Origin of the sequence: Pseudomonas lactucae, assembly GCF_016937615.1 — a bacterium.
GTDB classification, from domain to species: domain Bacteria; phylum Pseudomonadota; class Gammaproteobacteria; order Pseudomonadales; family Pseudomonadaceae; genus Aquipseudomonas; species Aquipseudomonas lactucae.
In genome coordinates, this window is record NZ_JAFHKI010000099.1 from 1 (window position 1) to 23,028 (window position 23,028).

11 protein-coding genes and 5 pseudogenes are annotated in these 23,028 nt (G+C 61.6%); 3 read left to right on the forward strand and 13 right to left on the reverse strand.

Going from position 1 to position 23,028, the window contains the following annotated elements:
• Nucleotides 1-185 precede the first annotated feature (185 nt).
• The 8 genes and pseudogenes from eprS to JWR98_RS18340 form a co-directional block, all read right to left on the reverse strand.
• Nucleotides 186-3,143 carry an autotransporter serine peptidase EprS gene (eprS, locus tag JWR98_RS18305; RefSeq protein ID WP_205490742.1) on the reverse strand — a complete coding sequence of 986 codons (2,958 nt, stop codon included), beginning with the start codon at nt 3,141-3,143 and terminating at the stop codon, nt 186-188.
• Nucleotides 3,133-4,503 carry a TolC family outer membrane protein gene (locus tag JWR98_RS18310; RefSeq protein ID WP_205490745.1) on the reverse strand — a complete coding sequence of 457 codons (1,371 nt, stop codon included), beginning with the start codon at nt 4,501-4,503 and terminating at the stop codon, nt 3,133-3,135. Before JWR98_RS18310 ends, eprS begins: the two co-directional genes overlap by 11 nt.
• A 2-nt stretch (nt 4,504-4,505) precedes the next feature.
• A pseudogene (locus tag JWR98_RS18315) lies at nt 4,506-5,806 on the reverse strand (HlyD family type I secretion periplasmic adaptor subunit).
• Nucleotides 5,803-7,553: pseudogene (locus JWR98_RS18320) on the reverse strand (type I secretion system permease/ATPase). The pseudogenes JWR98_RS18315 and JWR98_RS18320 overlap by 4 nt, the downstream one beginning before the upstream one ends.
• 103 nt (nt 7,554-7,656) lie before the next feature.
• A complete protein-coding gene (locus tag JWR98_RS18325) occupies nt 7,657-8,025 on the reverse strand; it encodes an AprI/Inh family metalloprotease inhibitor (protein ID WP_078733283.1) in 369 nt (122 codons plus the stop codon).
• Nucleotides 8,026-8,074: 49 nt separating this feature from the next.
• Complete coding sequence (locus JWR98_RS18330; RefSeq protein ID WP_205490747.1) at nt 8,075-9,508, reverse strand: serralysin family metalloprotease; 1,434 nt, start codon at nt 9,506-9,508, stop codon at nt 8,075-8,077.
• 361 nt (nt 9,509-9,869) lie between these two features.
• Entirely contained in the window at nt 9,870-10,976 is a 1,107-nt protein-coding gene (locus JWR98_RS18335) for a DmpA family aminopeptidase (protein ID WP_205490749.1), read from the reverse strand.
• 9 nt (nt 10,977-10,985) lie between these two features.
• Nucleotides 10,986-12,350, reverse strand: coding sequence for an APC family permease (locus tag JWR98_RS18340; protein ID WP_205490751.1), 1,365 nt, complete (start codon nt 12,348-12,350; stop codon nt 10,986-10,988).
• Nucleotides 12,351-12,549: 199 nt separating this feature from the next.
• Between JWR98_RS18340 and JWR98_RS18345 the strand changes: the two genes are divergently transcribed.
• A complete protein-coding gene (locus JWR98_RS18345) occupies nt 12,550-13,335 on the forward strand; it encodes a helix-turn-helix transcriptional regulator (protein ID WP_078733287.1) in 786 nt (261 codons plus the stop codon).
• Nucleotides 13,336-13,456: 121 nt separating this feature from the next.
• Here the strand turns inward: JWR98_RS18345 and JWR98_RS18350 are convergent, their stop codons facing one another.
• Nucleotides 13,457-13,915, reverse strand: coding sequence for an REP-associated tyrosine transposase (locus tag JWR98_RS18350; RefSeq protein WP_078733288.1), 459 nt, complete (start codon nt 13,913-13,915; stop codon nt 13,457-13,459).
• 339 nt (nt 13,916-14,254) lie between these two features.
• On the opposite strand from JWR98_RS18350, the gene JWR98_RS18355 reads away from it, so the two are divergent.
• A complete protein-coding gene (locus tag JWR98_RS18355) occupies nt 14,255-14,527 on the forward strand; it encodes a DUF1652 domain-containing protein (protein WP_003174017.1) in 273 nt (90 codons plus the stop codon).
• Here JWR98_RS18355 and JWR98_RS18360 read toward each other — a convergent pair.
• Nucleotides 14,466-16,982, reverse strand: coding sequence for a UvrD-helicase domain-containing protein (locus tag JWR98_RS18360; protein WP_341869732.1), 2,517 nt, complete (start codon nt 16,980-16,982; stop codon nt 14,466-14,468). The genes JWR98_RS18355 and JWR98_RS18360 overlap by 62 nt on opposite strands.
• Nucleotides 16,983-17,200: 218 nt before the next feature.
• Between JWR98_RS18360 and JWR98_RS18365 the strand changes: the two are divergent.
• Nucleotides 17,201-17,895: pseudogene (locus JWR98_RS18365) on the forward strand (pirin family protein).
• Nucleotides 17,896-17,944: 49 nt separating this feature from the next.
• Here JWR98_RS18365 and pgm read toward each other — a convergent pair.
• The 3 genes and pseudogenes from pgm to JWR98_RS18380 all read right to left on the reverse strand — a co-directional run bounded on the left by pgm (nt 17,945) and on the right by JWR98_RS18380 (nt 22,513).
• Nucleotides 17,945-19,591: a phosphoglucomutase (alpha-D-glucose-1,6-bisphosphate-dependent) gene (gene pgm / locus JWR98_RS18370; protein ID WP_078733290.1), complete on the reverse strand. Its 1,647-nt coding sequence runs from the start codon at nt 19,589-19,591 to the stop codon at nt 17,945-17,947.
• Nucleotides 19,592-19,687: 96 nt separating this feature from the next.
• Nucleotides 19,688-21,093, reverse strand: a pseudogene (locus JWR98_RS18375) (aminotransferase-like domain-containing protein).
• A pseudogene (locus JWR98_RS18380) lies at nt 21,090-22,513 on the reverse strand (hypothetical protein). The pseudogenes JWR98_RS18375 and JWR98_RS18380 overlap by 4 nt, the downstream one beginning before the upstream one ends.
• Nucleotides 22,514-23,028 lie beyond the last annotated feature (515 nt).

The following is a 23,028-nucleotide window of genomic DNA, read 5'->3' on the forward strand; positions in this document are numbered from 1 at the left end:
TTTTGGTTACTTTTGGCGCTCTTCCAAAAGTGACCCGCTGTAAAAGCGGAACCAATTGCAGCCGTTACCGCAGAAACGGATATGTACTCGGTCTGATCCAACATCCTGGTCAGCTGTCAGGCCGCCATCGGGGGCAAGTCGAATCGTCGCACCGCCCCTCCCACATTTGGGTCTGTGGCGTGGCTTTAGAACTGCCAGTTCAGGCTCAAGCCCACGCCTTGGGTTTTCGCGCGTCCGCCCAACTGCCCGTTGTAATCAAGGTTGACCCGCGTCGCCGGGCTCAGCGCCAGGCTCGCCTGCACGCCCACCAGCGCTGCATCCCGCAGCAACGGCGCGCTGCGCACGGCGAATGAAGAACCGCCGCCGACAAACGCCAGATGTTCTTCGGACTCCACGGCGCCCAGGCTGTGTTGCCACCCCAGCGAACCAGACAGTTCCAGTTGTTGGTGATCGTTGAGCGCCAGGGTCTTCAACGCGCGCAGGCCGAGGGTGCCGAGCACGGCATCGCGTTGCTCACTGCCGCGTTGCAAGGCGGCGGCATCGCCCTTTTCGTGGAATGCATCAGTCTCCAGGTGCACGTAGGCCAGGTTGGCAAACGGCTCCAGCGTCAGGGGTTGCAGCGCGAGGCGGTAGGCGGCTTCGGTAAACAGCTGCGCACTGCGCGCGTCCAGCTTGGCCTTTTGCTTGCCGCTGACCTCGCCGTATTGCAGGTCGCGCTTAACGTCGGCGCGGTGCCAGCTATAAGTGGCGCCGCCGCTCAGACGCCAGGCGCCGATTTCGCGCCCGGCATAGGCGCCGAAGTGGTAGCTGTCGACGGCGGCCCGCGAATGGGTACTGCTGCCCATGTTCAGCGAACTGTCGCTGTAGCCTGCGACTACGCCGACACGGGTCTGCTCATCCAGCGCACCGTCCACGCCCAGCAGCAGGCCGCCGAGGGAGGCGGTGGAACCGGCGGTTTCGCTGCGGCTGTCGGTCTTGCCCCAGGCACCGAGTGCCTTGAGCCACAGGTTGCTCTGCGCCGTCGCCGCTTCGTCATGCAGCCGCTCACCCAGCGCATCGCGCAGTTGGCGGCTGTCGTTGATCAGTTGGGCACCCAGTGCCGGGTAGATCTCGCCGGACAGTTGCTGCAGGCCTTGCCGCGCAGTGGCCAGGGAGTCGGAGCGCAGCAGGCTTTCATACACCGGGTTGCCCGCGCCGAGTTGTTCGGCGGCATCGGCCACCGCACGCTGATTGCGGTTGGCCGCGACGCTGGCGAAACTCGCCTGATTGCGCACCACGTCCAGCTGCACGGCATTGCCTGCGTAATCGAGGCGGCCACCCAGGAACAGGTAATCGGGCAGTACCTGGCCAAATTGCCCCTGGATACCGCCCGCCGCCTGGAGAATGCTGTACTGGCGACCGATCAGACTGTGCGCCTGCGCCGCGCTGAGCAACGTCGGGCTGTTTTCCAGGGCCAGGGTGACGTTGCCGCCGCCGAGGATGACCTGGCCGCCGGCGACAATCCGGTCACTGCCAGTGGGGTTCAGTTCCACGGCGTAGGTCGAGCCCGCGCCGAGGTTCACATCCCCCGCCACCTGCAAGGTGCCCACGGAATTGCCCGGTGCGACGCGCCCGCCACTGTTCACCGACAACCCGGCAATCCGCCCGGAACCGCCTAAGGTGCCGTTGTCGTTCACGGTTACCGCCGAGGCCAGCGAACCGTTGACGGCCAGCAACCCACCGTTGACGGTGGTGGCGCCGCGATAGGTGCTGTCGCCGCTGAGTACCAGGGTGCCCGCGCCGGACTTGACCAGGCTGCCGACGTAGACCCGATTCGCCGCAGCGCGGTCACGGGCTGTCCCCACGGCATAGTCCGTCTGGTCCTGCTGGCTGGCGCTAACGCTCACGCCGTTTTGCCAGCCTTTGTCGATCAGGGTTTGCTGCCAGGCGGCGTGCTCGGCCGTATCCTCGGCCTGGCGTTGGATCAGGGCCTGATCAGAAATGCCGTTGCTCCACAGATCGCCGCTCCCGGCAGCCAGATTCACGTTCATCGCGCCGAGCAATTGCCCCGGCCCGTGCATCGCCCGGCCCAGGTCGGGCACGCCCCAGCCCACGCTGGTATTGGGAGCCAGGGTGGTCGAACCGTCGAGCTGGGTGGCGGTGGTCAGCAGCACCTGCAAGGCCTGCTCGTTGGTCATATAGGGGTAGCGTTCCATGACCAGCGCCAAGGCCCCCGTGGCATGGGGCGCCGACATCGAGGTGCCGGATTTCACCCCATAATCGCCATTGGGAATGGTGCTGTTGATCAATGCACCCGGGGTGGAAATGCACCAGTACTTGGCGATACCGCACTTGTTGTATTTCTGGTTATTGGCTTTATCCAGCCCCGACACCGCCAGCCAGTGCCCTTCCAGCTCCGGCTGGAAATACGGCAGCGCCGAACGTACGCTGGCATTCGCATAGCCACTGTTGCCGGCGCTGAACACATTGATCACACCGGCCTTGGCCACTTGCGCCGCTGCGTCCAGCCAAGTGCCACGGTTGTAGTGCTGGGCATAGGCGGCATGCAGGTCGCCGAGGGTCTGGTAGCTGACATCCTTGGGCTGGCTGCCCCAACTGTTGTTGATGGCGCGCACGCCGGAATCCACCAGGGCGCCGTACACCGCCTGGAAATACTTGGGGTCCGGGGTGGGGCCGAACAGGAAGCTGTCGTTGGCGTTGGTGTTGCCCACATAGACCTGCGCGTTATAAGCCACGCCGTGCATGCCGACGCCATCACGCGCGGCGCCCAGGGTGCCGGTGACGTGGGTGCCGTGGGAGTCGTTATTCGGGTTGAGTGCGCCCGTGGTACTGAACGGGCTGCCGTCCAGGTAAGTGCCGGTGGCGGTGACCGGGTGGAAGCGGTCCCTGGACGCCTCGGGGTGGCTGGCATCGAAGCCCGAGTCCAGCGCACCGATGTTGACCCCACTGCCGCTGATCCCGGCGGCGTAGGCCTGGTTGGCCTGCATGCGGTCCAGGCCCCAGTCGCTCAGGTACTCGGTGGAGCGCCAACTGGCGGGGTTACCGGGTTGGCCGGTCTCGGTGTATTGCGCCTGTGCCGTCACGGACAAGAGCAACAAGTAACCTGCGGTAAACGGCTTGAAACGCGACACATCAGTGCTCATCAAAACCTCCGTTTGTTGTTATGGGCGTGCTCATGGGGCCAAAGGCCTCGTCCACCTTTGCCAGGTCGGTCTCACGCAGGTTGCCCGCGTAGTAGTGCAATTTGGTCCAGGCCATCAGGTAGTCATAACGCGCCTGCGCCAGGTCGCGACGGGTGCTGTACAGCTGCTGCTCGGCGTTGAGCGCATCGAGGTTGACCCGCTCGCCGCCGAGGATGCTTTGCTGGGTCGACACCACCAGCGCTTCGGCCGAGGTCAGTGCCTTCTGGTAAGCGCGCAACTTGCTCACACCGGACAGGCAAGCGCTGAACTGCCGACGCAGTTCGATCAGGGTTTCGCGGGTCTTGCCCTCCAGCTCATACTCGGCCTGTTCCATGGCGCGGCTGGCCTGGCGGGTTGCGGCCGAGACGCCTCCACCGGCATACAGCGGCACACTCACTTCCACGCCGATGGTGTTGGTGTCGTAGCGCTGGTTGTAGGTGTTGCCGCTGTCGGACTCCTGCTGGCGCGAACTGGCGTAGGCCGTGACCTTGGGCAGGTGCCCGGCGCGGTTGCGTTCCACCTCATAGCGCGCCACTTCCAGGGCCTGGCGTTGGGATGCAAGCGTGGGGTTGCTGCTGAGCGCCAGTTCATGCCAGCTGTCGTAGTTGGCCGGGCTCAGCGTAAACGCCGCAAAGCCCTGGTTGAGGGGTGCCAGGTCGTGGATGTTGACGCTCTGCACGCCGATCAACGCGCCCAGCTCTCTTAACGATGCGTCCTGCTCATCCAGCGCCTGGATCTCTTCGGCGGTGGCCAGCTCATAGCGCGACTCGGCTTCGAGAATATCGGTGCGGGTGCCCTCGCCTTGCTGGAACAAGTGCTGGTTCTGCTGGAATTGCTGCTCGAAGGCTTTCTTCTTGGCGCGGGCGATGTCGATCTGGTCCTGGGCAAACAGCGCCTGGGTGTAATAGGTCAGCACGCGCACCAGCAGGGCCTGGCTCTTGTCGCGAAAACTCTCGTCGGCAAACAGCGCCTGGGCCACGCCCTTGCGGTAGTTGGCGTAGGCTTCGTAGTCGAACAACGGCTGTTGCAGGCTGAAGGTGGAGCCGTAGCTGTTGTAGTTGCGGTCGTCGCGGTAGCTGCCGCCGCGCCCGTCCGGCAAGTGCGCCTCGGAGTTGTTGCGACCCTTGTTGTAGTTGTACGACAGCTTGGGCAGCAGACCGGCGCGACCGATGGTGCGGTTTTCTAGACCGGCATCGCGCTCCTTGATGGCCCCGAGGAACACCGGATCGTTGCGCAGGGCTTGCTCGTACACATCGAAGGGGCCCATGGCAGCCTGGGCGCTGGCACAACTGAACAGCAGGGCAATGAACACAGGTTTCATGCTCATTCCTCGGTCAACGCGGAGCCGGCGCGGTCGAGCAGCGGCTTGAACAGGTAATTGAGCAGCGAGCGCTCGCCGGTACGCACGAACATCTCGGCGGGCATGCCGGGCTTGATCACCAGGCCGTGGAGTTTCTCCAGGGCGGCGTCGCTGACCGTGGTGCGCAGCACGTAATACGGCGCGCCGGTTTTGTCGTCGAGCATCTGGTCGGCGGAAATCAGGCTGACCTCCCCCGGCACCCTTGGTGTGCGGCTCTGGTTGAAGGCGGTGAAGAGGATGTCGACCGGCAGGTGCGTGCCGACCTTGTCCACCAGATGCACCGGCAGGTGCCCTTCGACTTCCAGGCGTGTGCCCTGGGGCACGATTTCCAGCAGGGTTTCGCCGGCACGCACCACGGCGCCTTCGGTGTGCACACCGAGGTTGACGGCGATACCGTCGGCCGGGGCGTTGATTTCACTGTGCTGCAGGTCGAACCCGGCGAGGTCAGTTGCTGCTCCAGGGTCAGGCTGCGCAGTTGTGCATCGGCCAGTTGGCTGCGCACTTCCTTCTGATATTCCTCGCTGTGCTGCTGCAACTTGAGCCGCGACTCGAGGATGCCCTGCTCTACCCGGCCGCTTTCTCCGGTGTTCTGCGCCAAGTCCTGTTGCACCTGGGACAACTGGCGCTGGTATTCCATCAAGCGATTGCGCGGGATATAGCCGTTGTCGGCCAAGGGTTGCAGGTTATTCAGTTGGTCACGCAAGGATTGCGCCTGGGCGGTCAGGTCACTGCGGGCGCGACGCATGCCATTCAACTGCGCCGAGGCGCCGTCGATATTCGCGCGAATACCGGCTTGTTCACGGGCAAAGGCTTCCCGGCGGCTGCTGAACAGTTGGCGCTGGCCTTCCAGCACCAACGCCAGGGCCGGATCGGGGCTGGCGCTCAGCTCGGCCGGAAAGGTCACGCCGGCCTGGTTGTCACGCTCACTCTGCCAGCGTGCCACACTGGCCCAGGCCATACGGTACTGGGCCTGCAACGACTGCACATCGGCCTGGTTCTGGGTCTGGTCGAGACGAAACAGCGGCTGGCCCTGCTTCACCTGCTCACCCTCGCGCACCAGAATGCGGCTGACCACGCCGGGGCTGAGGGTTTGCACAGCCTTGCGCTTGCCGGACACCACCACTGTGCCCTGGACCGGAATGCCCTGGTCCAGGGGCGCCAGGCTGGCCCAGAGGAAAAAACCGCCGGCGCCGACCACGGTCAGCCACCAGCCTACGCGTACGAAAAACCGCGCGTCACGTTGTGCAAATGTAAGGCTGCTCATGCGCCTGGATTCCTTCCGGCTTGATACTGACGACTGAAACTGACGCCCGGTTTTTCCTTGGGTGCTTCCTGCTGGCCGGACAAGGCACGCAGCACTTCCTGGCTCGGCCCGAAGGCTTGCAAATGCCCATCGCTCAACACCAGCAACTTGTCGGCCTGGGCCAGCGCCGAGGAGCGATGGGTGACCAGCACCACGCTGCTGCCCTGGGCTTTCATCTGCACGATGGCACTGGCCAGCGCGGCTTCGCCGACGGTGTCGAGATTGGAGTTGGGTTCATCCAGCACGATCAAGCGCGGCCCGCCGTACAGTGCACGGGCCAGGGCCACGCGTTGTTTCTGGCCGCCGGACAGACCGCCGCCGTTGTCGCCCAAGACGGTGTCGTAGCCTTGGGGCAAACGCAGGATCAGCTCGTGCACGCCGGCCTGCCGAGCGGCCTTCACCACCTGCTCCGGGTCGGCCTCGCGAAAGCGCGCAATGTTGTCGGCGATGCTGCCGCTGAACAGTTCGATGTCCTGAGGCAGATAGCCGATGTGCGGGCCAAGGTCGTCGCGGTCCCAGCGATGGATATCCGCACCGTCCAGGCGCACGGTGCCGGCCAGCGTTGGCCATACCCCCACCAGTACGCGGGCCAGGGTGGATTTGCCGGACCCCGAGGCGCCGAGCACGCCGAGCACTTCGCCGGCGGCGAGGTTGAAGCTGACCTGCTGCAAGGTCGCCAGACGCCGCCCCGGCGGGCCTGCGCTCACCTGCTCGAAACTCACCTGGCCCTTGGGCGCGGGCAACGCCATCTGCTCCACGTGCGGCGGGAATTCGCGCAGCAAGTCATCCAGGCGCTGGTAGGCCAGCTTGGCCGAACTCCATTGCTTCCATACGGCGATCAGTTGGTCGATAGGGCTGAGTACCCGGCCCATCAGGATTGAACCGGCGATCATCATCCCCGCTGTCATCTCGCCACGGATCACCAGCAACGCGCCCAGGCCCAGTACCAGGGACTGCAGGCACAGACGCAGGGATTTGCTCAATGAGGTGACCACCGAACCGGTGTCACTGGCGGTGTTCTGCAAGCCCAGGAACTGCGTATGCACGGCAAACCAGCGTTTGCGCAACGCACCGAGCATGCCCATGGCCTGGATGGTTTCGGCGTTGTGCAAATGGCTGGTGGCCAACTGGGCCGATTGCTGGGAAAAACCGCTGGCCGCACCCAAAGGCTTCTTGGTCAGGTATTCGTTCAGGCACGCCAGGCCGATCAGCAGCAGCGCGCCGGCGCTGGCCAGTATGCCAAGCCACAGGTTGAACAGGAAAATCACAAACAGGTAGATGGGAAACCACGGCGCATCGAAGAACGCGAACAGGCCGGCCCGGTGATGAATTGGCGGATATGGGTCAGGTCGCCCAGGGATTGCCCGGCATGCCCCTCGCCGCGTTGCAGGTTGCGTTCGAACGCGGCCTTGTACACGCGCAGGTTGAAACGCTGCTCCAGCTGGCTGCCGATGCGGATCACGATAAAACTGCGGATCGCTTCCAGGGTGCCAATAAACGCAAAGAAGCCCACGACCATCAGCGTCAACATCACCAGGGTGGTTTCGTTCTGGGAGGACAGCACACGGTCATACACTTGCAGCATGTAAATCGACGGCACCAGCATCAACACGTTAATCAAGGCGGTGAAGCAGCCAATACTGATCAAGATACTCTTGTATTCACCCAACGCTTTGAATAACGGCGCAACAACAGGGGGTTTGGCCATATGTTTTTTATCTTCCTTGAACCAAATTGCGCGCATAAGCTGCCCGAGCCCCTGATACAGGCCAAACAACTAATAAAATCCAGTAATAAGCTTATAGCGATAACTAAGGCGTTCGTTTTAGTTCAATGACGGCGCCGGTTTTGGTGCGGGCCTGATAGTCGCCACTCTTCTGGCGATTCAAGTGTGCAATGCCGCTGCCCTCGGCATTGAACAGCCAGATGCCGTCAGGTGTCGGCGACCAGGTCAGGGGTTTTTCTCCCAGCCATTGCTCGGCACAGGCCACATCGCCGCCCAGCGCATTCGCCTGTTCGAACAGGTCCAGGGCACACACCTGATCCTGCTGGTGCAACTGCCAATGCCCGGCCAACTGGGCCGTGGTGGGTAATACAAGACTGCTCGCCATTGCGTGGGCTCCTGCCGACACGAACATCACCTGCAACCCGCAGGCGATCACATTGAAAAAACGCTGCATTTTCACGCTCCCTCGGGCAGGCGCGACGTCGAAACGCCGCGCCCTTGTATCACGCTACGATGTCACTGAGCGCTGCCTGGCCGACCGTGGTGACGAGGAAATCCGCCACGCCGTGCCCGGAGAAGTCTACCGCCAAGGTGCCCAGGTTGGTGCCTGCGGCGTAGCTCAACACCGCATCGCCGGCATGCCCGGTAAATGCGTTGACGAAGCTCAGGCCGGCGCCTTTGGTGATGCCGCTGAGGTCGATCTTGTCCGAGCCCGACGTAAAGTCCAAGAGCTTGTCCGCCGCCCCTGGCCTGGAGTCGGAACTGGCGCCGAACACAAAGGTGTCACTGCCCGTGCCGCCCCACAGTTGGTCCGCCCCGCCGCCGCCATAGATCAGGTCGTTGCCGGCCCCACCCTTGATGACATTGGCGGCGTTGTTGCCGATGATCAGGTCATTACCGGCGCCGCCGAACGCGTTCTCGACGGTCACGCCCTTGGCGATGGACACGTTGCCCACCAGGCCGCCTACGTCGGAGAACGAGGTTTCATTGAGGTTGATCTTCTGGTTCTGGGTGAAACCGGAGAAGTCCAGGGTGTCGTTGCCGCCACCGTCCCATACCGAAAACACCAGCTTGTCGGCATTGGAACCGGCGCTGAGGAAATCACGCCCGGTGTTGGAGTTGAAACCGTAGGTGGTGTCGCCGGCGCGGGTGTTGTAGTTGGCGCCGTAGAGCTTCTGGATCGCGGCGATGTCGTCGATCAGCGGGCCGGAGGCATAGGCTTCGACCCCGCCTTTGCTGAAGTTCTGGTTGGTGTTGCTCTCGCTCCAGTAACTCATGAGGCTGTAGCCGCGCGTGTCCTGTCCATAGGTCGCGTCGTTGTAGGTGGGCGCGCCTTCGCCGGCGTTGTAGTCGCCGGGGTGAGCCAGGCCCAGGGTGTGGCCGATTTCGTGGGTGAGGGTCTGCCGGCCATAGTTGTTCAGGTCCGGGGTCTTGTTCGGCGTGTAGCTGTTGTTGGTCAGGTACCACGAGGTGCCGTCGTAGCCTGCACCGGTGCCGGGCAGGTAGGCGAAGGCCGCGGCGCCGTCCTGGCCGCTGCTGTAGTTGCCGAAAGTCATGTGGCCATCACCGCCGGTGGCTTTCTCGGTGAACGCCACGTTGGCCACGTCCGCCCAGGATTGCATGGCCAGTACGGCCTGTGCTTTTTGCTGTGCGTTGAACTGGCTGAACCCGGAGATGCCATGTTTGTTCAGGGTGGCCGAGGACGCCGAGGTGAGGAAGGTGTACGTCAGATCGATCTTGCCGTTGCCGTCAAAGTCCCGGTATGCGGCGCCGTCGCGCAGCAGCTGGGTGGCTGCCTGGTCAACGGTGTAGGAGGGTTTGCCATTAACCGTGAGGTTGCCGCCACGGTCATACAGATGGCTGAAGCTATCGATTTGCGAGTAAGCGGTGCTGGCTTGCGCCGCTGACACGATAGCCTTGTCTTTTACTTTGGACATAAACGTACTTCCTTGTGTGCAAGTGCATCAGTCTTTGTTCGATAGGAACCCCGCTGGCGAGATCGTCCTATCACTCGCCTCTTTTGAAGGCGTCATGAAACTGACACAACTTGAAATCTTTCGTCTACCTCTATTTCCAGGGTGAAAAATCTTCGATTTGGCAACTAACGCTAGTTCATACCGTATTTATTGGGGCGGTGTGAGCTTGTCGGACAAAAAGCAGGCCGCTCTTATTTAAATATTAAATAGCGCTAACGCCGCTCAACTTCAGCGGCGCACTTGATAAATGGATCCAATATATTGCCACGGTGGCATTGGCGACATTAAACAGCCACTACTTCAACTAAGCATTAACCTCGCCTCACTCTCGGCACACCCGCCAGCCCGTAGCCTGCAACGCCTGCACCAGGGTTTCGCCGGCCAGACCCGGCACCTGCACACCGTCGTCGGTGGCCATGTCCTCCCCGGCCAGGATTGCGTTGATGATCGCCTCTTCCACCGCTTCCGCCGCTGCGCTGAACAGTGGCGAAATATGATCGTTGTTGACCATCCGCAACGTGCTGCAAAACGGCAGGCCCTTGCGCCCGTAATCCGCAGGTGGCAGGTCCTGGTTGCCAGTGGCGAAGGCCAGGAACAGGTCACCGCTGGAGTCCTCGGTACCGCCGCCGGTACGGGCGATGCCGATGGACGCGCGTTGCGCCAGGCGTTGGCATTGGTGCGGCAACAGCGGCGCATCCGTGGCGAGGATCACCACGATCGAGCCCATGCCTGGCGTGCCGCGCTCGGCGAATGGCGAGGGAATGTCCATGAGCCGGCGGCCCACCGGGTAGCCGTCGACTCGCAGCTCCTGGCGCTTGCCGTGGTTGGCCTGCACGAGCACACCGACGGTCCAGCCGCCCTGCTCCGCCGGCAAGCGCCGCGACGCGGTGCCGATGCCGCCCTTGAACTCATGGCAGATCATCCCGGTGCCGCCGCCCACCGCTCCTTCCTGCACCGGGCCGGTTTGCGCGTTGTCGACAGCTTCGCGCACATGCTCAGGGCGCACGTGCTGGCCCCAGATATCGTTGAGCAGGCCGTCATAGGTTTCCATCACCACCGGCATGCACCAGTACACCGCCGGGTCGGCCAGGCGCTCGCGTTCCAGGGCAATCAAGGTGTCGCGCACGATACCGATGCTGTGGGTGTTGGTGATCGCCAGCGGCGTGGTCAACAGGCCCGACTCGTTGATCCACTCCAGGCCGGTGGCATCGCCATTACCGTTGAGTACGTGGTAACCGGCGAAGCACGGTTGCTGGCGCGCCTCCACGGCGCGTGGCTGGATCACGCTGACGCCGGTGCGCACCTGTTTGCCGTCAATGCGGGCCTTGAGTGTGCTGTGACCGACCCGAACACCGGGCACATCGGTGATGGCATTCAACTCGCCGGGCGTGCCCAGCCCCAACGTAATGCCCAATTGGCGTGCGCGCATAACCTCTCCTTACAGTTTTTGGAAGACCGGACTCGTCCGGCCGCTGATGCAATAGAAAATCACCGACAGAGTCAGCAAGCCGAGGATGACCAGGATGTCGCGCACCGAGGCTGCAATGATCAACGTGATCAACAGGTACCCCGCGCCCAGTACCGCCAGCAACGCCGGCAACGGCCACAGCGGCATGCGGTAGGGATGTTCGCGGTCGCGCAACCGCACGCGGCTCATCAACGCGCTCAATGCCACCACCAGGTACACCAGGATGATCAACAGCACGCTGAACGACGTCAGGTCGGCCAGGTTGGAGCTGAAGCTCAGCAGCGCCGAAGGGACGGCCAGGAACAGCGTAGCCAACCAGGGGGAATCCCAGCGTGGGTGAATGCGCGTGAACAGTGTGTTGATGCCCGGCGTCCACAGCGCATCGCGCCCGCTGCTGAACACGACGCGGCCGATCTGGATGACGATGGCGACGATGGCATTGAACACCGACAGGAAAATCCCCGCGCTGACCAGGCGTGACAGGGTTTCATTGCCGTGGCTGGTCAGCAGGTAGCCGATGGGGTCGGGGCTGCTGATCATCGCGCTCAGGGACGGTGCGCCTATCAACAGCGCGGTGATCGGCACCAGTTCGATAATGACCACCAGTCCCAGGGACCACAGCACCGCCTTGTGCACACCCTTGCCGCCGCATTTCATGTCTTCGGCGAGCAACACCGCCGGACCATAGCCGTTGTAGGAAAACAGCCCGATACCCACCGCGCCGACCACCAAGGCCCAGGGCGCCAGGTGCAGCACGCCGTTTTCGACGATCTGCGGCTGGAACAACACGCTGGCGGGCTGCACCGGATGGCCGAAACCGATAAACACGATCACCAGCAAAGCCGCCACTTCAAGGAGCAGGCAGGTGCCGGTGATCCAGGCGTTGAGCTTGATATTGAGGATGCCCAGGGCGTAGCTGCACACCACGATCACCAGGGCGACGGTTTGCGAATCGAACGTCGTGCCCAAGGCGTTATTGAGGTAGGTCGCGGCACCGGTCGCCAGTACCGGCGGGATAAACAGCAACATCACCAGCACCGTGAGGAAGGTCGCGTAGCCGGCCATGCCGCCGAACACACGCTTGGCGTACACATATTCGCCGCCGGCGCTGTTGTGGGCGCGGCCCAGTTCGGCGTAGCAGAAGGCGAACATCAGCGCGAGCAGGCCGGCCATCACAAACGCCAGGAACACACCGCTGCCGGCTTGCTGGATGGCAAAGGGCGCGATCACGAACACGGAGCTTGCGGGCGTCACGGCGGAGACGGTGATGGCCACTACATCGAACACGCTCAGGGTGGGTTTCAACACGCCGTCGGGCCTGGGGGAAGTGCTCATATCGTTATCCTCTGTCGTTGTTCTTGGTGTGAGGCAGAAACGAAAAATGCTGTTTTTCCGGGATATGTTTCCCGTTGGATGAAAGCGACGTTATCGAACCCGCGGTTGTCGGCCTATTCCCCTATTGGCGTACTCCCCTTGACGATACTCAGCAAAAACCGAACCCTTGGCCGATCTTTGGATGGCGGGAGCCTGCCCTATGCGCCTGTTTCGCGAAGTTGCCATGCACGCCGGCCTGGGCCGCGCCGTCGCACACCTCGGCACCGAGCGGTTCTGGAAACAGTTGGTGCTGTTGCTGCACCAGTGCCTGCCTTTCGATAACGCCCTGGCGATTTTCTATCCTTTGGAAGGACCACCCCAAGCCCTGGAGGAATACGACGCCCAGCCCAGCAGCAAACCGGCCTCGATGCTGGCGTACCTCAATGGTCTGTACCTGCTCGACCCGTTTTTCCAAGCCTGTCGCGAAGGTTATGCCAGCGGCGTGTACCGCCTGGAGGAAGTCGCGCCGGACCATTTTCGCCAGAGCGAATACTTCCTCAACTATTTCCACGACAACGTGCTGGAAGACGAAGTGCAGTTCATCCTGCAACTGCCGGGTGCGGGCACATTGTCACTGTCGCTGGGCATGCAGCGGCGCTTCAGCGCGGACGAGACCGGGTTGATGACCACGCTGGCGGCCTGGGTGTTACCGCTGATGCAGCAGCATTGGCAACAGAGCACTCAACGCGTGCCGGCCATGGACAGCCAGATACGGGATGCTTTGAGCCAGTTCGGCAGCGGCGTGCTGTCGGAGCGCGAACTGGAAATTGCCCGCCTGGTGCTGCGCGGGTTTTCCTCAAAAGCCATGGCCGAGCGCCTGAACATATCGCCGGACACCGTGAAAGTGCACCGTCGGCATCTGTACGCGAAGCTGGACATATCGTCACAGCCGGAGCTGTTCTCGTTGTTTATCCAGTCGTTGGGGCATGACTTGGAAAAACCGTAGGCGTTCTTCGAGATCGGCGGTGTGGCCGACGCAGCCTCGCTTGCGCTCGGCAGCTGCTACGGGGGCCGAGGGGGTGTCGCACGTAGCAGCTGTCGAGCGCAAGCGAGGCTGCGTGGCGGCCTCACAGCCACCACACATCCCAAAGCGGGTAATCGTGAACACGTTTTACCAACCCTGCACGAACGGGGTTCAACACCACGTAACGCGCGAAGTCTTTCAAGTCCTCTTCATGCCGTACGCCACGATCATGGTAGCCCTTCTGCCATAGCCGCCCCTTACGACCCATGGCCCCGTTGACCGCCAGGCTGCTGCGCGATTTAAGCCGGCACATCAGCTCTGCCAACGTCTTGTTCTGGAGTTGGACCAGCCAATGCACATGGTCTGGCATGACGACAAATGCCAAAGAGTTAACCCACTTATCCTCGTGCGCCTCGCGAAACTGCTTCACCACCAGTCGCCCAAGACGCCAATCGTCGAAGATCGGCTCCCGTCGGTCTACCACGGCGGTCAACAAATACACGCCGCCCACTTGTGAAACCCTGCCTATGCGCAATCGCCCGGCCTTGTTAGATGTGAGCATTCCTTGCCCCGTCCCATTGAAAGGAGATGAGGAAGTTACAGATAAATACGTCTAGGCAGCGAATCCAAAGAGCCGCGAAATATGACCAATCAGCGCCCCATGCGAACGGAAGCGCGTCCAGGCCGCGGTCGAGGTGTTCAATGGCTTGGTGCAGCTCCTGACTGATGGCATTTCGCCAAATCTTGAGCAAGACATGACCCACGTCAACCCGATGCAAAACAACCGCCGAACGGAGCGAAAAAATTCACTTTGCCGTTGCGAACGAATGCTATTTTTAATGCTCCGACGCCATGCCCAATGACGGTCATGGCCCCTGCCGCGAGCTAAAGGAAGCGCTCAATGAACAAGGTGGGCAACATGAATAAAGTGACGTTCCCCAACGCCTGCCAGTTGATGCGCTGGCATTTCCATCCGATGGGCTTCGAGGGAAGCATGGACGCGCCTGGCAGTATGGTCGCCCGCCTGTTCGATCGCGCCAGCGGCGAAACCCTGATCGCCATTGCCGGCATCCCATGCGCCACGGTGATGAATGCCGCCGATGTGGAACGGATTATCGAGGCCGTGGAGGATGAACTGGCGTCTTTTGTGCCGCCGCTGTCGTTGCGGGCGTGAATCCTGGTCTATCGCGCTGGTCGTCAAAAAAAGCCTTTTTCCCATCCACCCGCTCCGAGGCCCTGGGCACATTCACGGCCTGGCCTTCGGGCTTTTCCACATACCAGTAGCAATGGCTGATGGCCCGGGTAATGCCGACGTAGGCCAGGCGCAGCACCTCGTCCTTTTGCGCGGTGTCATAGGGTTCGCTATCACCGTCCTTGCCCAGACCCGCCATGCGATATACCTGGTTCTTATAGGGCGAGCTGGTCACATGCTGGCAATCCCCGAGCAGAAATACCGCATCGGCCTGCAGGCCCTTGGCGCTGTGATAGGTCAGTTGCTTCAACCGGCGAGCCGCTGGCGGCAAGCTAGAATCCACATTAACTACCGCCTGAATATGCTCCTGAATCAGTAGCTTATCGCTGCCTTTTCGATAGAGCATTAATATGGACTCGCCTTTCTGATAGTGCGCAGCCAATTGACGTCCCAGCGCAGCATCGTCGCGTGCCAATACCTTGACCGGCTCCAGTACCTTGGGCGCGCCGCTGGCCTTGGCCTTCTTGCCGGGAATCGCTGGCGCGGCGCGCACGATGTGTTCGGCCGCGTCGATGATGTGCTGGTGGCTGCGGTAGTTCTCGCCCAGCATGACTCGGGTGGTGCTCGGTGAAGGGAACTGCTGATTGAACTCCATGAAGTACATCGGCGAACTGCCGCGCCAGCCATAGATCGACTGCCAGTCATCGCCCACACACAACAGTGAAGAACGCTGTGCACCACGCCCGACGTGCATGGCCGGGCCTCGGCTGCGGATTTCGCGCAGGCTGGCGCGGATCCACGAGACGATTTGCGGCGAAACGTCCTGGAATTCATCGATCATCAGGTGCGACAGGGGTCGCAGCAACGGATCGCTGAGTAATTTGAGGTTTTCCGGGGTGTTTTCGCCAAACAACGAGAACATACGGTTATACGTCATGATCGGTGGCGATTGTTCGAGCAAGTGGTCTTCCAGAGCCCTCCAGAAAATGCTCAAGGCTTCAAAGAAGAAACGGTCCGGATCATCCTTGGCAAAGCTCATCTGGCCCACGGCGGCCGGTACGTCCAGGCCGAGGTTCTCGATAAAGCCCGCAGCCATGACAAAACTGTCCAGCAGCGGCGCCGAGGCCAGCTCACCCTTGACCCTGTAATCAAAGCCGGGGCCGGCTGTAGCGTCACCCGCCAGGCTGCTCAGGAGACGCTTGGAAGACTCATAGCTATCCAGCCAAATCAAAGGCTTACGACAGAAAGCTTGAAACAGTGTGCGCTTCACCGCCCATTCCGCCCGGACCGACAACTTGGCGTTGGGCCGGCTGAGCTGGGCGTTTTCCCGCGGGTCGAAGCCGAGCACTACCCAGGCATCCAGTTCCGCGATATAGCCGTGGCAATGAAACAGCGCGCCGTTGATCTCCACGGTCTGACGATTGGGCTCGATGCCCTTGATCGGCCAGGCCCCCGCGCGAAACCACAGGTCTTCGATCACATCGCACAGCTCTTCATCGCGTTTGGCGGCCAATTCGGTGACCGCCACACGTTTCTGCACATCCGGATGGTCACGTTCCAGCTCCTTGAGCTGCAAGCCATGACGGGCCAATGGCGCGATCAACTCGCGAAAGCGTGGATGACGGCCGTGCAGTCGGTGATAGCAGGCGTTCATCTGCTGGCGCTGGGCGTCATTGATACGCAGGTCGAACGGGTTGCTGTCGGTACCTTCAAAACCCGAGTTCAGGTTCTCGAACGCTTGCAGGCGCTCAAAGCCCGGCAGGCTGCGCACCATCGGCAGGATGCGTGAGTGGAAGGTCCGCACCACCGCCTCAGCCTCTTTAAGAGCAAGGGGTTGGCCCCACAGGTTGAGGATTTCCATGAGCTTGCTGATGAAGTCTTTGCGCGATTCACGGGTGAACGTCACCACCGTCATCGAGCTCAGTTCAAAGCCCAGGTAATGGGTGAGCAGCAAAATGCGCAGCACCAGCGAGGTGGATTTACCCGCCCCTGCACCTGCAATCACCGACGTCGACGGCGTATCGCTGAAGATCATCTTCCATTGCGCCGCACTCGGCTGGGCATGGGCCGGTAGCAAACGGGCGACATCGGCCTTGATACGCTTTTTCAGGTCGGCGGTCAGAGGCAGCCGCCAGTCGTCGAACAGGCTGTCGTCAACGCCGGGAGCACGGTGTCCATCCGCACGGAAATCGCGAATCAACAGGACCTGACGCCCTTCTTCGATACCCTCGGCCTTGCCTTCGCGGTAACCGTACTCCACGCCCGCCTCATGCCCGCTGCGAAAGCCATCGGCTTGCCCATGCAACCAGGAAAACCGGTGCTGCGCACGCAGGCGGGTCAACCCATGGCCAAACAGGCGCGCAGCCAGGCGTTTCAACAGCGGCATCTCGGCCAGTGGGCGCAGTTCAGGGGGCAGATCAGGCTTTCGTTGCGGCACGCGGACTCCTGCGATGAGCTTGGCTTTGACAAGTGCGCCATGGTCGCCGGAAACGCCCCTCAGTTCCAGCCAATTGCTGCGCAGTCATGCGGTTAGGCGATGAAGTGAAAGTCAAAACCTCAATAACACATCAAGCTAACCGATAGGAATCAGGCACTTTTTACGCTTTTTATCGATGATGAGCTGTCGGATGATAGGGCCATCAACAGGAGGCAATCATGCTTGAACTTCGACCTTTCAATTCCCTGGGCGGCGCCATCATGGCTGGCTTGACGCTCACCACCACTTCTCGTTCGCCGAGTACCACGACCCCAAACGTATGCACTGGGGCAACCTGCGGGTGTGGAACGACGACATCATCGCGCCGGGCACGGGCTTCCCGCAGCACCCGCACCGCGATATGGAAATCATCACCTATGTGCGCGAAGGTGCGATCAGCCATGCCGATAACCTGGGCAACAAAGGCCGCACCGAGGCTGGCGATGTACAGGTGATGAGTGCCGGCACCGGGATAGCCCACAGCGAGTACAATCTGGAAGCGACGCCGACCAAGATTTTCCAGATCTGGATCATCCCGAATGAAGCCGGCCTGCCGCCTTCCTGGGGCGCCAAACCGTTTCCCCAGGGCAACCGCGAGGGCTTTGTGACCCTGGCCAGCGGCAAAGCCGGGGACAGCGAGAGCCTGCGCATTCGCGCCGATGCACGCCTGGTAGCGGCCAACCTGAAAGCCGGGGAAAGTGCCGAATACCGGCTGGATCACGGACGCCGGGCGTATCTGGTGCCGGCCACGGGGGTGATTGAAGTCAATGGCCTGCGTGCGCAGGCGCGAGACGGTGTGGCGGTTGAGAATGAGCAGGTGTTGCGCGTCACGGCCGTTGAGGACAGCGAGATCGTGTTGGTCGATTTGGCCTGATCGAAATGTGGGAGGGGCTTGCTCCCTCCCACATTTTTACAGCAGGGTGTCAGTTGGAGCTGATTGCGCCGTCCACCAGCACTTGCGCCTCTTCCACCAACTGCTTGAGGTGGTCTTCACCGATAAAGCTCTCGGCGTAGATCTTGTAGATGTCCTCGGTGCCCGATGGCCGTGCGGCGAACCAGCCGTTTTCGGTCATGACCTTGAGCCCGCCGATCGCCTGGTTGTTGCCCGGCGCATGGCTGAGGACTTGCTGGATGCGCTCACCGGCAAGTTCCGTGGAGGTCACCTGCTGCGGCGACAGTTTGCCCAGCAATGCCTTCTGCGCCGGCGTGGCCTTGGCGTCGACACGGATGGCGAACGGTTCGCCCAGTGCATCGGTGAGGCCGCGGTAGAGCTGGCTCGGGTCCTGGCCTTTGCGCGACGTCATTTCCGCCGCCAGCAAGGCCGGGATAAGGCCATCCTTGTCGGTGCTCCATACACTGCCGTCCTTGCGCAGGAACGAGGCGCCGGCGCTCTCCTCGCCGCCGAAGCCCAGCGAGCCGTCGAACAGGCCATCGGCAAACCACTTGAACCCCACCGGTACTTCGTACAGGCGACGGCCAATGCGCGCGGCGACGCGGTCAATCAGGCCGCTGCTGACAACGGTCTTGCCCACGGCCGCATCGGCGCGCCAGTCGGCACGGTTCTGGAACAGGTAATCGATGGACACCGCCAGGTAGTTATTCGGCGCCAACAGGCCGCCGGACGGGGTGACGATGCCGTGGCGGTCGTGGTCCGGGTCGCAGGCGAAGGCCACATCGAAGCGTTCCTTGAGGCCGATCAAACCTTGCATGGCGTAGCTGGAGGACGGGTCCATACGGATCTGGCCATCCCAGTCGACGCTCATGAAGCGAAAGGTGGAATCGACTTCGGTGTTCACCACGTCCAGGTTCAGGCGATAGTGCTCGGCAATCGCCGACCAGTAGCGCACCCCTGCTCCACCCAGCGGATCAACGCCCAGGCGCAAGCCGGCGCTGCGAATGGCGTCCATGTCGATCACATTGATCAGGTCGGCCACGTAGGTGTTCAAATAGTCGTGACGGTGTGTGGTGTCAGCCTTGAGCGCCTGGGCATGGCTGATGCGCTTGACCCCGGCCAGTTTGTTGGCCAGCAGTTCGTTGGCCTTGGCTTCGATCCACTTGGTGACATCGGTGTCGGCCGGGCCGCCGTTGGGCGGGTTGTATTTATAGCCGCCGCTTTGCGGTGGGTTGTGGGACGGCGTGATGACGATACCGTCGGCCAGGCCGCTGGTGCGACCGCGGTTGTAGCAGATGATGGCGTGGGAAATCGCTGGGGTTGGCGTGTACTCATCGCCTTCGGCAAGCATGACATGCACGCCATTGGCGGCCAGCACTTCCAGGGCGCTGGCGCCGGCAGGCGTCGACAGTGCGTGGGTGTCCAGGCCGACAAACAGCGGACCGTCAATGCCTTTGGCTTCGCGGTACAGGCAGATGGCCTGGCTGATGGCGAGCACGTGCCATTCGTTGAAACTCAGCTCGAACGAACTGCCACGATGCCCGGAGGTACCGAAGGCCACGCGCTGGGTGGAGATCGCTGCATCAGGCTGGCCGGTGTAATAGGCCGTGACCAGTCGCGGGATATCCACCAGCAGGTGTGCCGGCGCCGGTTTGCCCGCAAAAGGACTGATTGTCATGCATAAACCTCAAGAAGAAGGATTCGGAAAAGTGGCAGTTTACTGAGAGTTGGACTACTGCGCGACGTTATAAATCCTACAACACTAAGAGAAATCTCACCCGGTCTCAGCCTGGCGCAATGCCTCGCTCAAGGCTGCGAGCGCGACGTCCAGGTTGGGTTGCCCATGGAAGGTATGACTCAAGCGCAGGTTCTGGTGATGCAAGCCGCTGGCACTGAACAATTCACCCGGTGCCACCACCACCTGGCGCGCCAACAAGCGCTGGAAAGCCTGGCGCATATCCACCGCGTGCGTGGACCTGAGCCAGAATGTCGCTCCGGCCGCCGGCATTCGATACGTCACCTGCCCCTCCAGGTGCTGGGCCAGACGCTGGTCCATGCGCGCCGCTTGTTCACTTAACTGATCGCGCAGCGCGTGCAGGTGCTGGTCAACCCGGCCGCTCTGGTACAACCGCGCGATGGCGCGTTGGCGAATCGACGATAGGCGGAATGAGCGCAGCAGGAACTGACGCTGCAGCTCACCGCTCATGCGCCGACACAGCAGGTAGCCATAGGGCGCTTCCTGTCCCAGTATTTTCTCGAACGATGAAAACACCACCAGCCGCTCCGGATTCACCAGTTCACGCAACGCCGCGTGCGTGGCCTCGAAACTCAAGTCGCCGAAGGTGTCGTTTTCCAGCAGCCAGCAGCCGTAGCGCTCCAGCAGGCGCGCCAACTCCAGGCGCTCGTGGGCCGACATGCACACGCCCGCCGGCAAACTCACCGCCGATGACAGCAAGACCAGGCGCACGGGTTCATCACGCAACAGCCGCTCCAGGCTGTCGCGGTCCAGGCCGCCTTCCGCTGTCCAGGGCAGTTCGAGAATGCGCACCCCGACGTCCTGCAGCAAGCGCAGGATCAACCAGTCGCAGGGCGACTCGACGATCATCGTGGTCCCCCTAAGGGCCAGCACGTCGATCAGAATGTCCAGCACGCCGCGCAAGTCGCGCCGACATACACATCATCCGCGTGCCAGCAGCGCGTAGGCGATGAGGTATAGCGTGCCGCCAGCGCCGTACGCAGCTCCCACACGCCGCAAGGCTGCGACCAGGGTTGGAGATGCCCGGGATACTGGCGCACCAGTTCACGCTCCAGTCGCAACAAGGTGCCATCCAGGGAGGCCAGCAGTGCCGGTTCGTCACCACTGAGCACCACCATGCCGGGACGTCTCGCCGCGGCGTAGAGCCGATCGAGCAGATCCCCGCCGCTCCACGCCAGTGCGTTGGTCGAGACCGGCCAGGCGTAATAACCCGACTTGGCGACTGAATAGACCCGGCCCTCCTTTTCCAGCAACGAATAGGCGTACTGGATCGTCGAGATCGACACATTCAGGCGCTCGGCCAACTGGCGCAAGGAAGGCAGCTTTACCCGAGTGTCGGTACTGACTTCATTGATCAGGCAGATCATGTAGCGATAGACCGCCTGATACGCAAAGTCCGCCTGCCGCTCGCCGCGCAGGGTCATCGCTCGGACAATTGAAAGGCCTGCGCGGCACCGTCGTCCGCGGCGCAGGCCGTGCGCAGCCTGGCGCGGCGCGGCAGCAGCGGCCGCCGTTTATACAAGTGCTGGAGCAACGGCATCGACAGCCCGCTGATGTCCATCACCCACTGCTGCAGCATCTCGGCCGAGGGTTTGCCCTGGAGCGCCTTGTGCAATTCGGGCAAGGCCACCAGCATGCCCGGGTGGCATTGGCGCAAAAAGCCTTCGAGTCGTTCGCCATGGTGGATAAACGGCGAAAACAACAGGCAGGTCAACTGTGTTTCATCCAGACCAAAAAACTGCTGGGCCCGGATACTCGCCTGAATGCGCCCTTCCTGGGTCGTGGCTCGCGTGAGCAGTTCTTCCGGCATCCGCAAGTGATGCAGGTACTGGCTGGCTTGCTGGATAAAGCTATCGACACCGTCTTCGTAGTCCAGCTCGCGCAGGCATTCAGCCTGCAGGCCGCGCAAGTGCGCCATCAGCAGCGGGTAGGAGTACGCCGGGTGGCTGAAGTGAAAGCCCAGCGGATCAGGCGCATAGGCCATGAACTCGCTCAGCAGGGACGATGATGCGAGGTCGACATCTTCCAGCAGGTCCGCGATGCCGATATAGGCCAGATGGCGATGGCCGGCCTTGCTGGGGTTGTCGTCGGCCACATAGTGTTCGCCATACACATCGCGGTAGTACCCGGCGCTCCATTCGTCCATGCGCGCAAACAACTCGTGCAGCATCAGCGGCCGGGCTCTGGCGATAGGAATGCCAGCGCCCTGGGCGGTTTTCTTGACCCAGGCGAGAAACTGGCTTTGCTTGCGCGGTGAATCTCCGGTGACCAGCGCATGCACACCACCGTTGCAGGTGGTGACACGCTGGTAGAAGTCACCCAGGGCCAGGTACGTGTCATTGCAGAGTGTTTCTCGGCAGTCGCCGGAGGTCACGTGACCACCATCAGCCGGTTGCGCTGGCTCTTTTCACGAGCGACCAGCGACGACGAACGCAAGTGGTTGAAAGGTTGTATCTCCTGGTTCTCTACCATCAACAACTCGACGCGCGGATCATCATGCAGGAACAGTCGGCTGTAGCCGCGATCCAGAGTGTCGAGTTGCTCGTCGGTCATCCCCGCATAGCGCAGTGTGGCGACGCGCAGGTGAAAGGTACGCGGCGCACGCCCGGCAATCGTCAATTGGGCAGCACGCAGCAACGCCAGGGTATAGCTGCTGACCTCACCGCCACCATGGGTGACCAGCACTTTGTATTCTCCCACCTGCTCCATGCCCCCGGCCGCCACGACGATACGCTGGATCAATAGCTGGAGTGCCGTACGCCCCGAGCGGCTGAAGTGCCCAACTAAACGCTGCAGAACTTGCTGATAAACGTGATTCATAGCTTGTTCGTGAATAGTGCTCATCGTTCTACTACCTAAGTTGAAATATCAGTTTCAAGCAACTGCTGAGAGTATTTGCTCGACCTATTACGTGTGCAGGAGAGTTGCGCGCCGTGCCGCGCGTCAATAAATAGACATTAGCATCGGGCAACAAAATGGCAGGGGTCGTCGGGGTGAGCATCCTGCCCATAAAATATGCATGCCCCCTTCAAATCCTAGGGATTGCGGGGCTAGGCGGCGGCCCTAGGATAGTTCTGACATACTCCTACACATTCTTAACCCCTCATTTAAGGAGGCGTCTGACAAATGAACTTAAGTAACTTTCCAATTTATTGGAGAGCGACTTTTTATGCCAGAGCCTATTGCCGCGCCCCCACGCAAGGGACTTGCGCCTGACAGGGTCAACTATTGGCAGCTGCGTCATAGAATCAATCATTGCTCGTTCCTTGAGATGAAAGTTGAAGCGGTAATTATCAGTGCTGGAATAATGATTCATAGATACAGAAGCCCGCATGAAAGCAGTGCAGATGAGCGACAGC

What these genes read in the sequence shown, in the direction of transcription:
- eprS (WP_205490742.1), bottom strand. Translation starts at nt 3,143, where the DNA reads ATGAGCACTGATGTGTCGCGTTTCAAGCCGTTTACCGCAGGTTACTTG.
- JWR98_RS18310 (WP_205490745.1), bottom strand. Translation starts at nt 4,503, where the DNA reads ATGAAACCTGTGTTCATTGCCCTGCTGTTCAGTTGTGCCAGCGCCCAG.
- JWR98_RS18325 (WP_078733283.1), bottom strand. Translation starts at nt 8,025, where the DNA reads ATGCAGCGTTTTTTCAATGTGATCGCCTGCGGGTTGCAGGTGATGTTC.
- JWR98_RS18330 (WP_205490747.1), bottom strand. Translation starts at nt 9,508, where the DNA reads ATGTCCAAAGTAAAAGACAAGGCTATCGTGTCAGCGGCGCAAGCCAGC.
- JWR98_RS18335 (WP_205490749.1), bottom strand. Translation starts at nt 10,976, where the DNA reads ATGCGCGCACGCCAATTGGGCATTACGTTGGGGCTGGGCACGCCCGGC.
- JWR98_RS18340 (WP_205490751.1), bottom strand. Translation starts at nt 12,350, where the DNA reads ATGAGCACTTCCCCCAGGCCCGACGGCGTGTTGAAACCCACCCTGAGC.
- JWR98_RS18345 (WP_078733287.1), top strand. Translation starts at nt 12,550, where the DNA reads ATGCGCCTGTTTCGCGAAGTTGCCATGCACGCCGGCCTGGGCCGCGCC.
- JWR98_RS18350 (WP_078733288.1), bottom strand. Translation starts at nt 13,915, where the DNA reads ATGCTCACATCTAACAAGGCCGGGCGATTGCGCATAGGCAGGGTTTCA.
- JWR98_RS18355 (WP_003174017.1), top strand. Translation starts at nt 14,255, where the DNA reads ATGAACAAGGTGGGCAACATGAATAAAGTGACGTTCCCCAACGCCTGC.
- pgm (WP_078733290.1), bottom strand. Translation starts at nt 19,591, where the DNA reads ATGACAATCAGTCCTTTTGCGGGCAAACCGGCGCCGGCACACCTGCTG.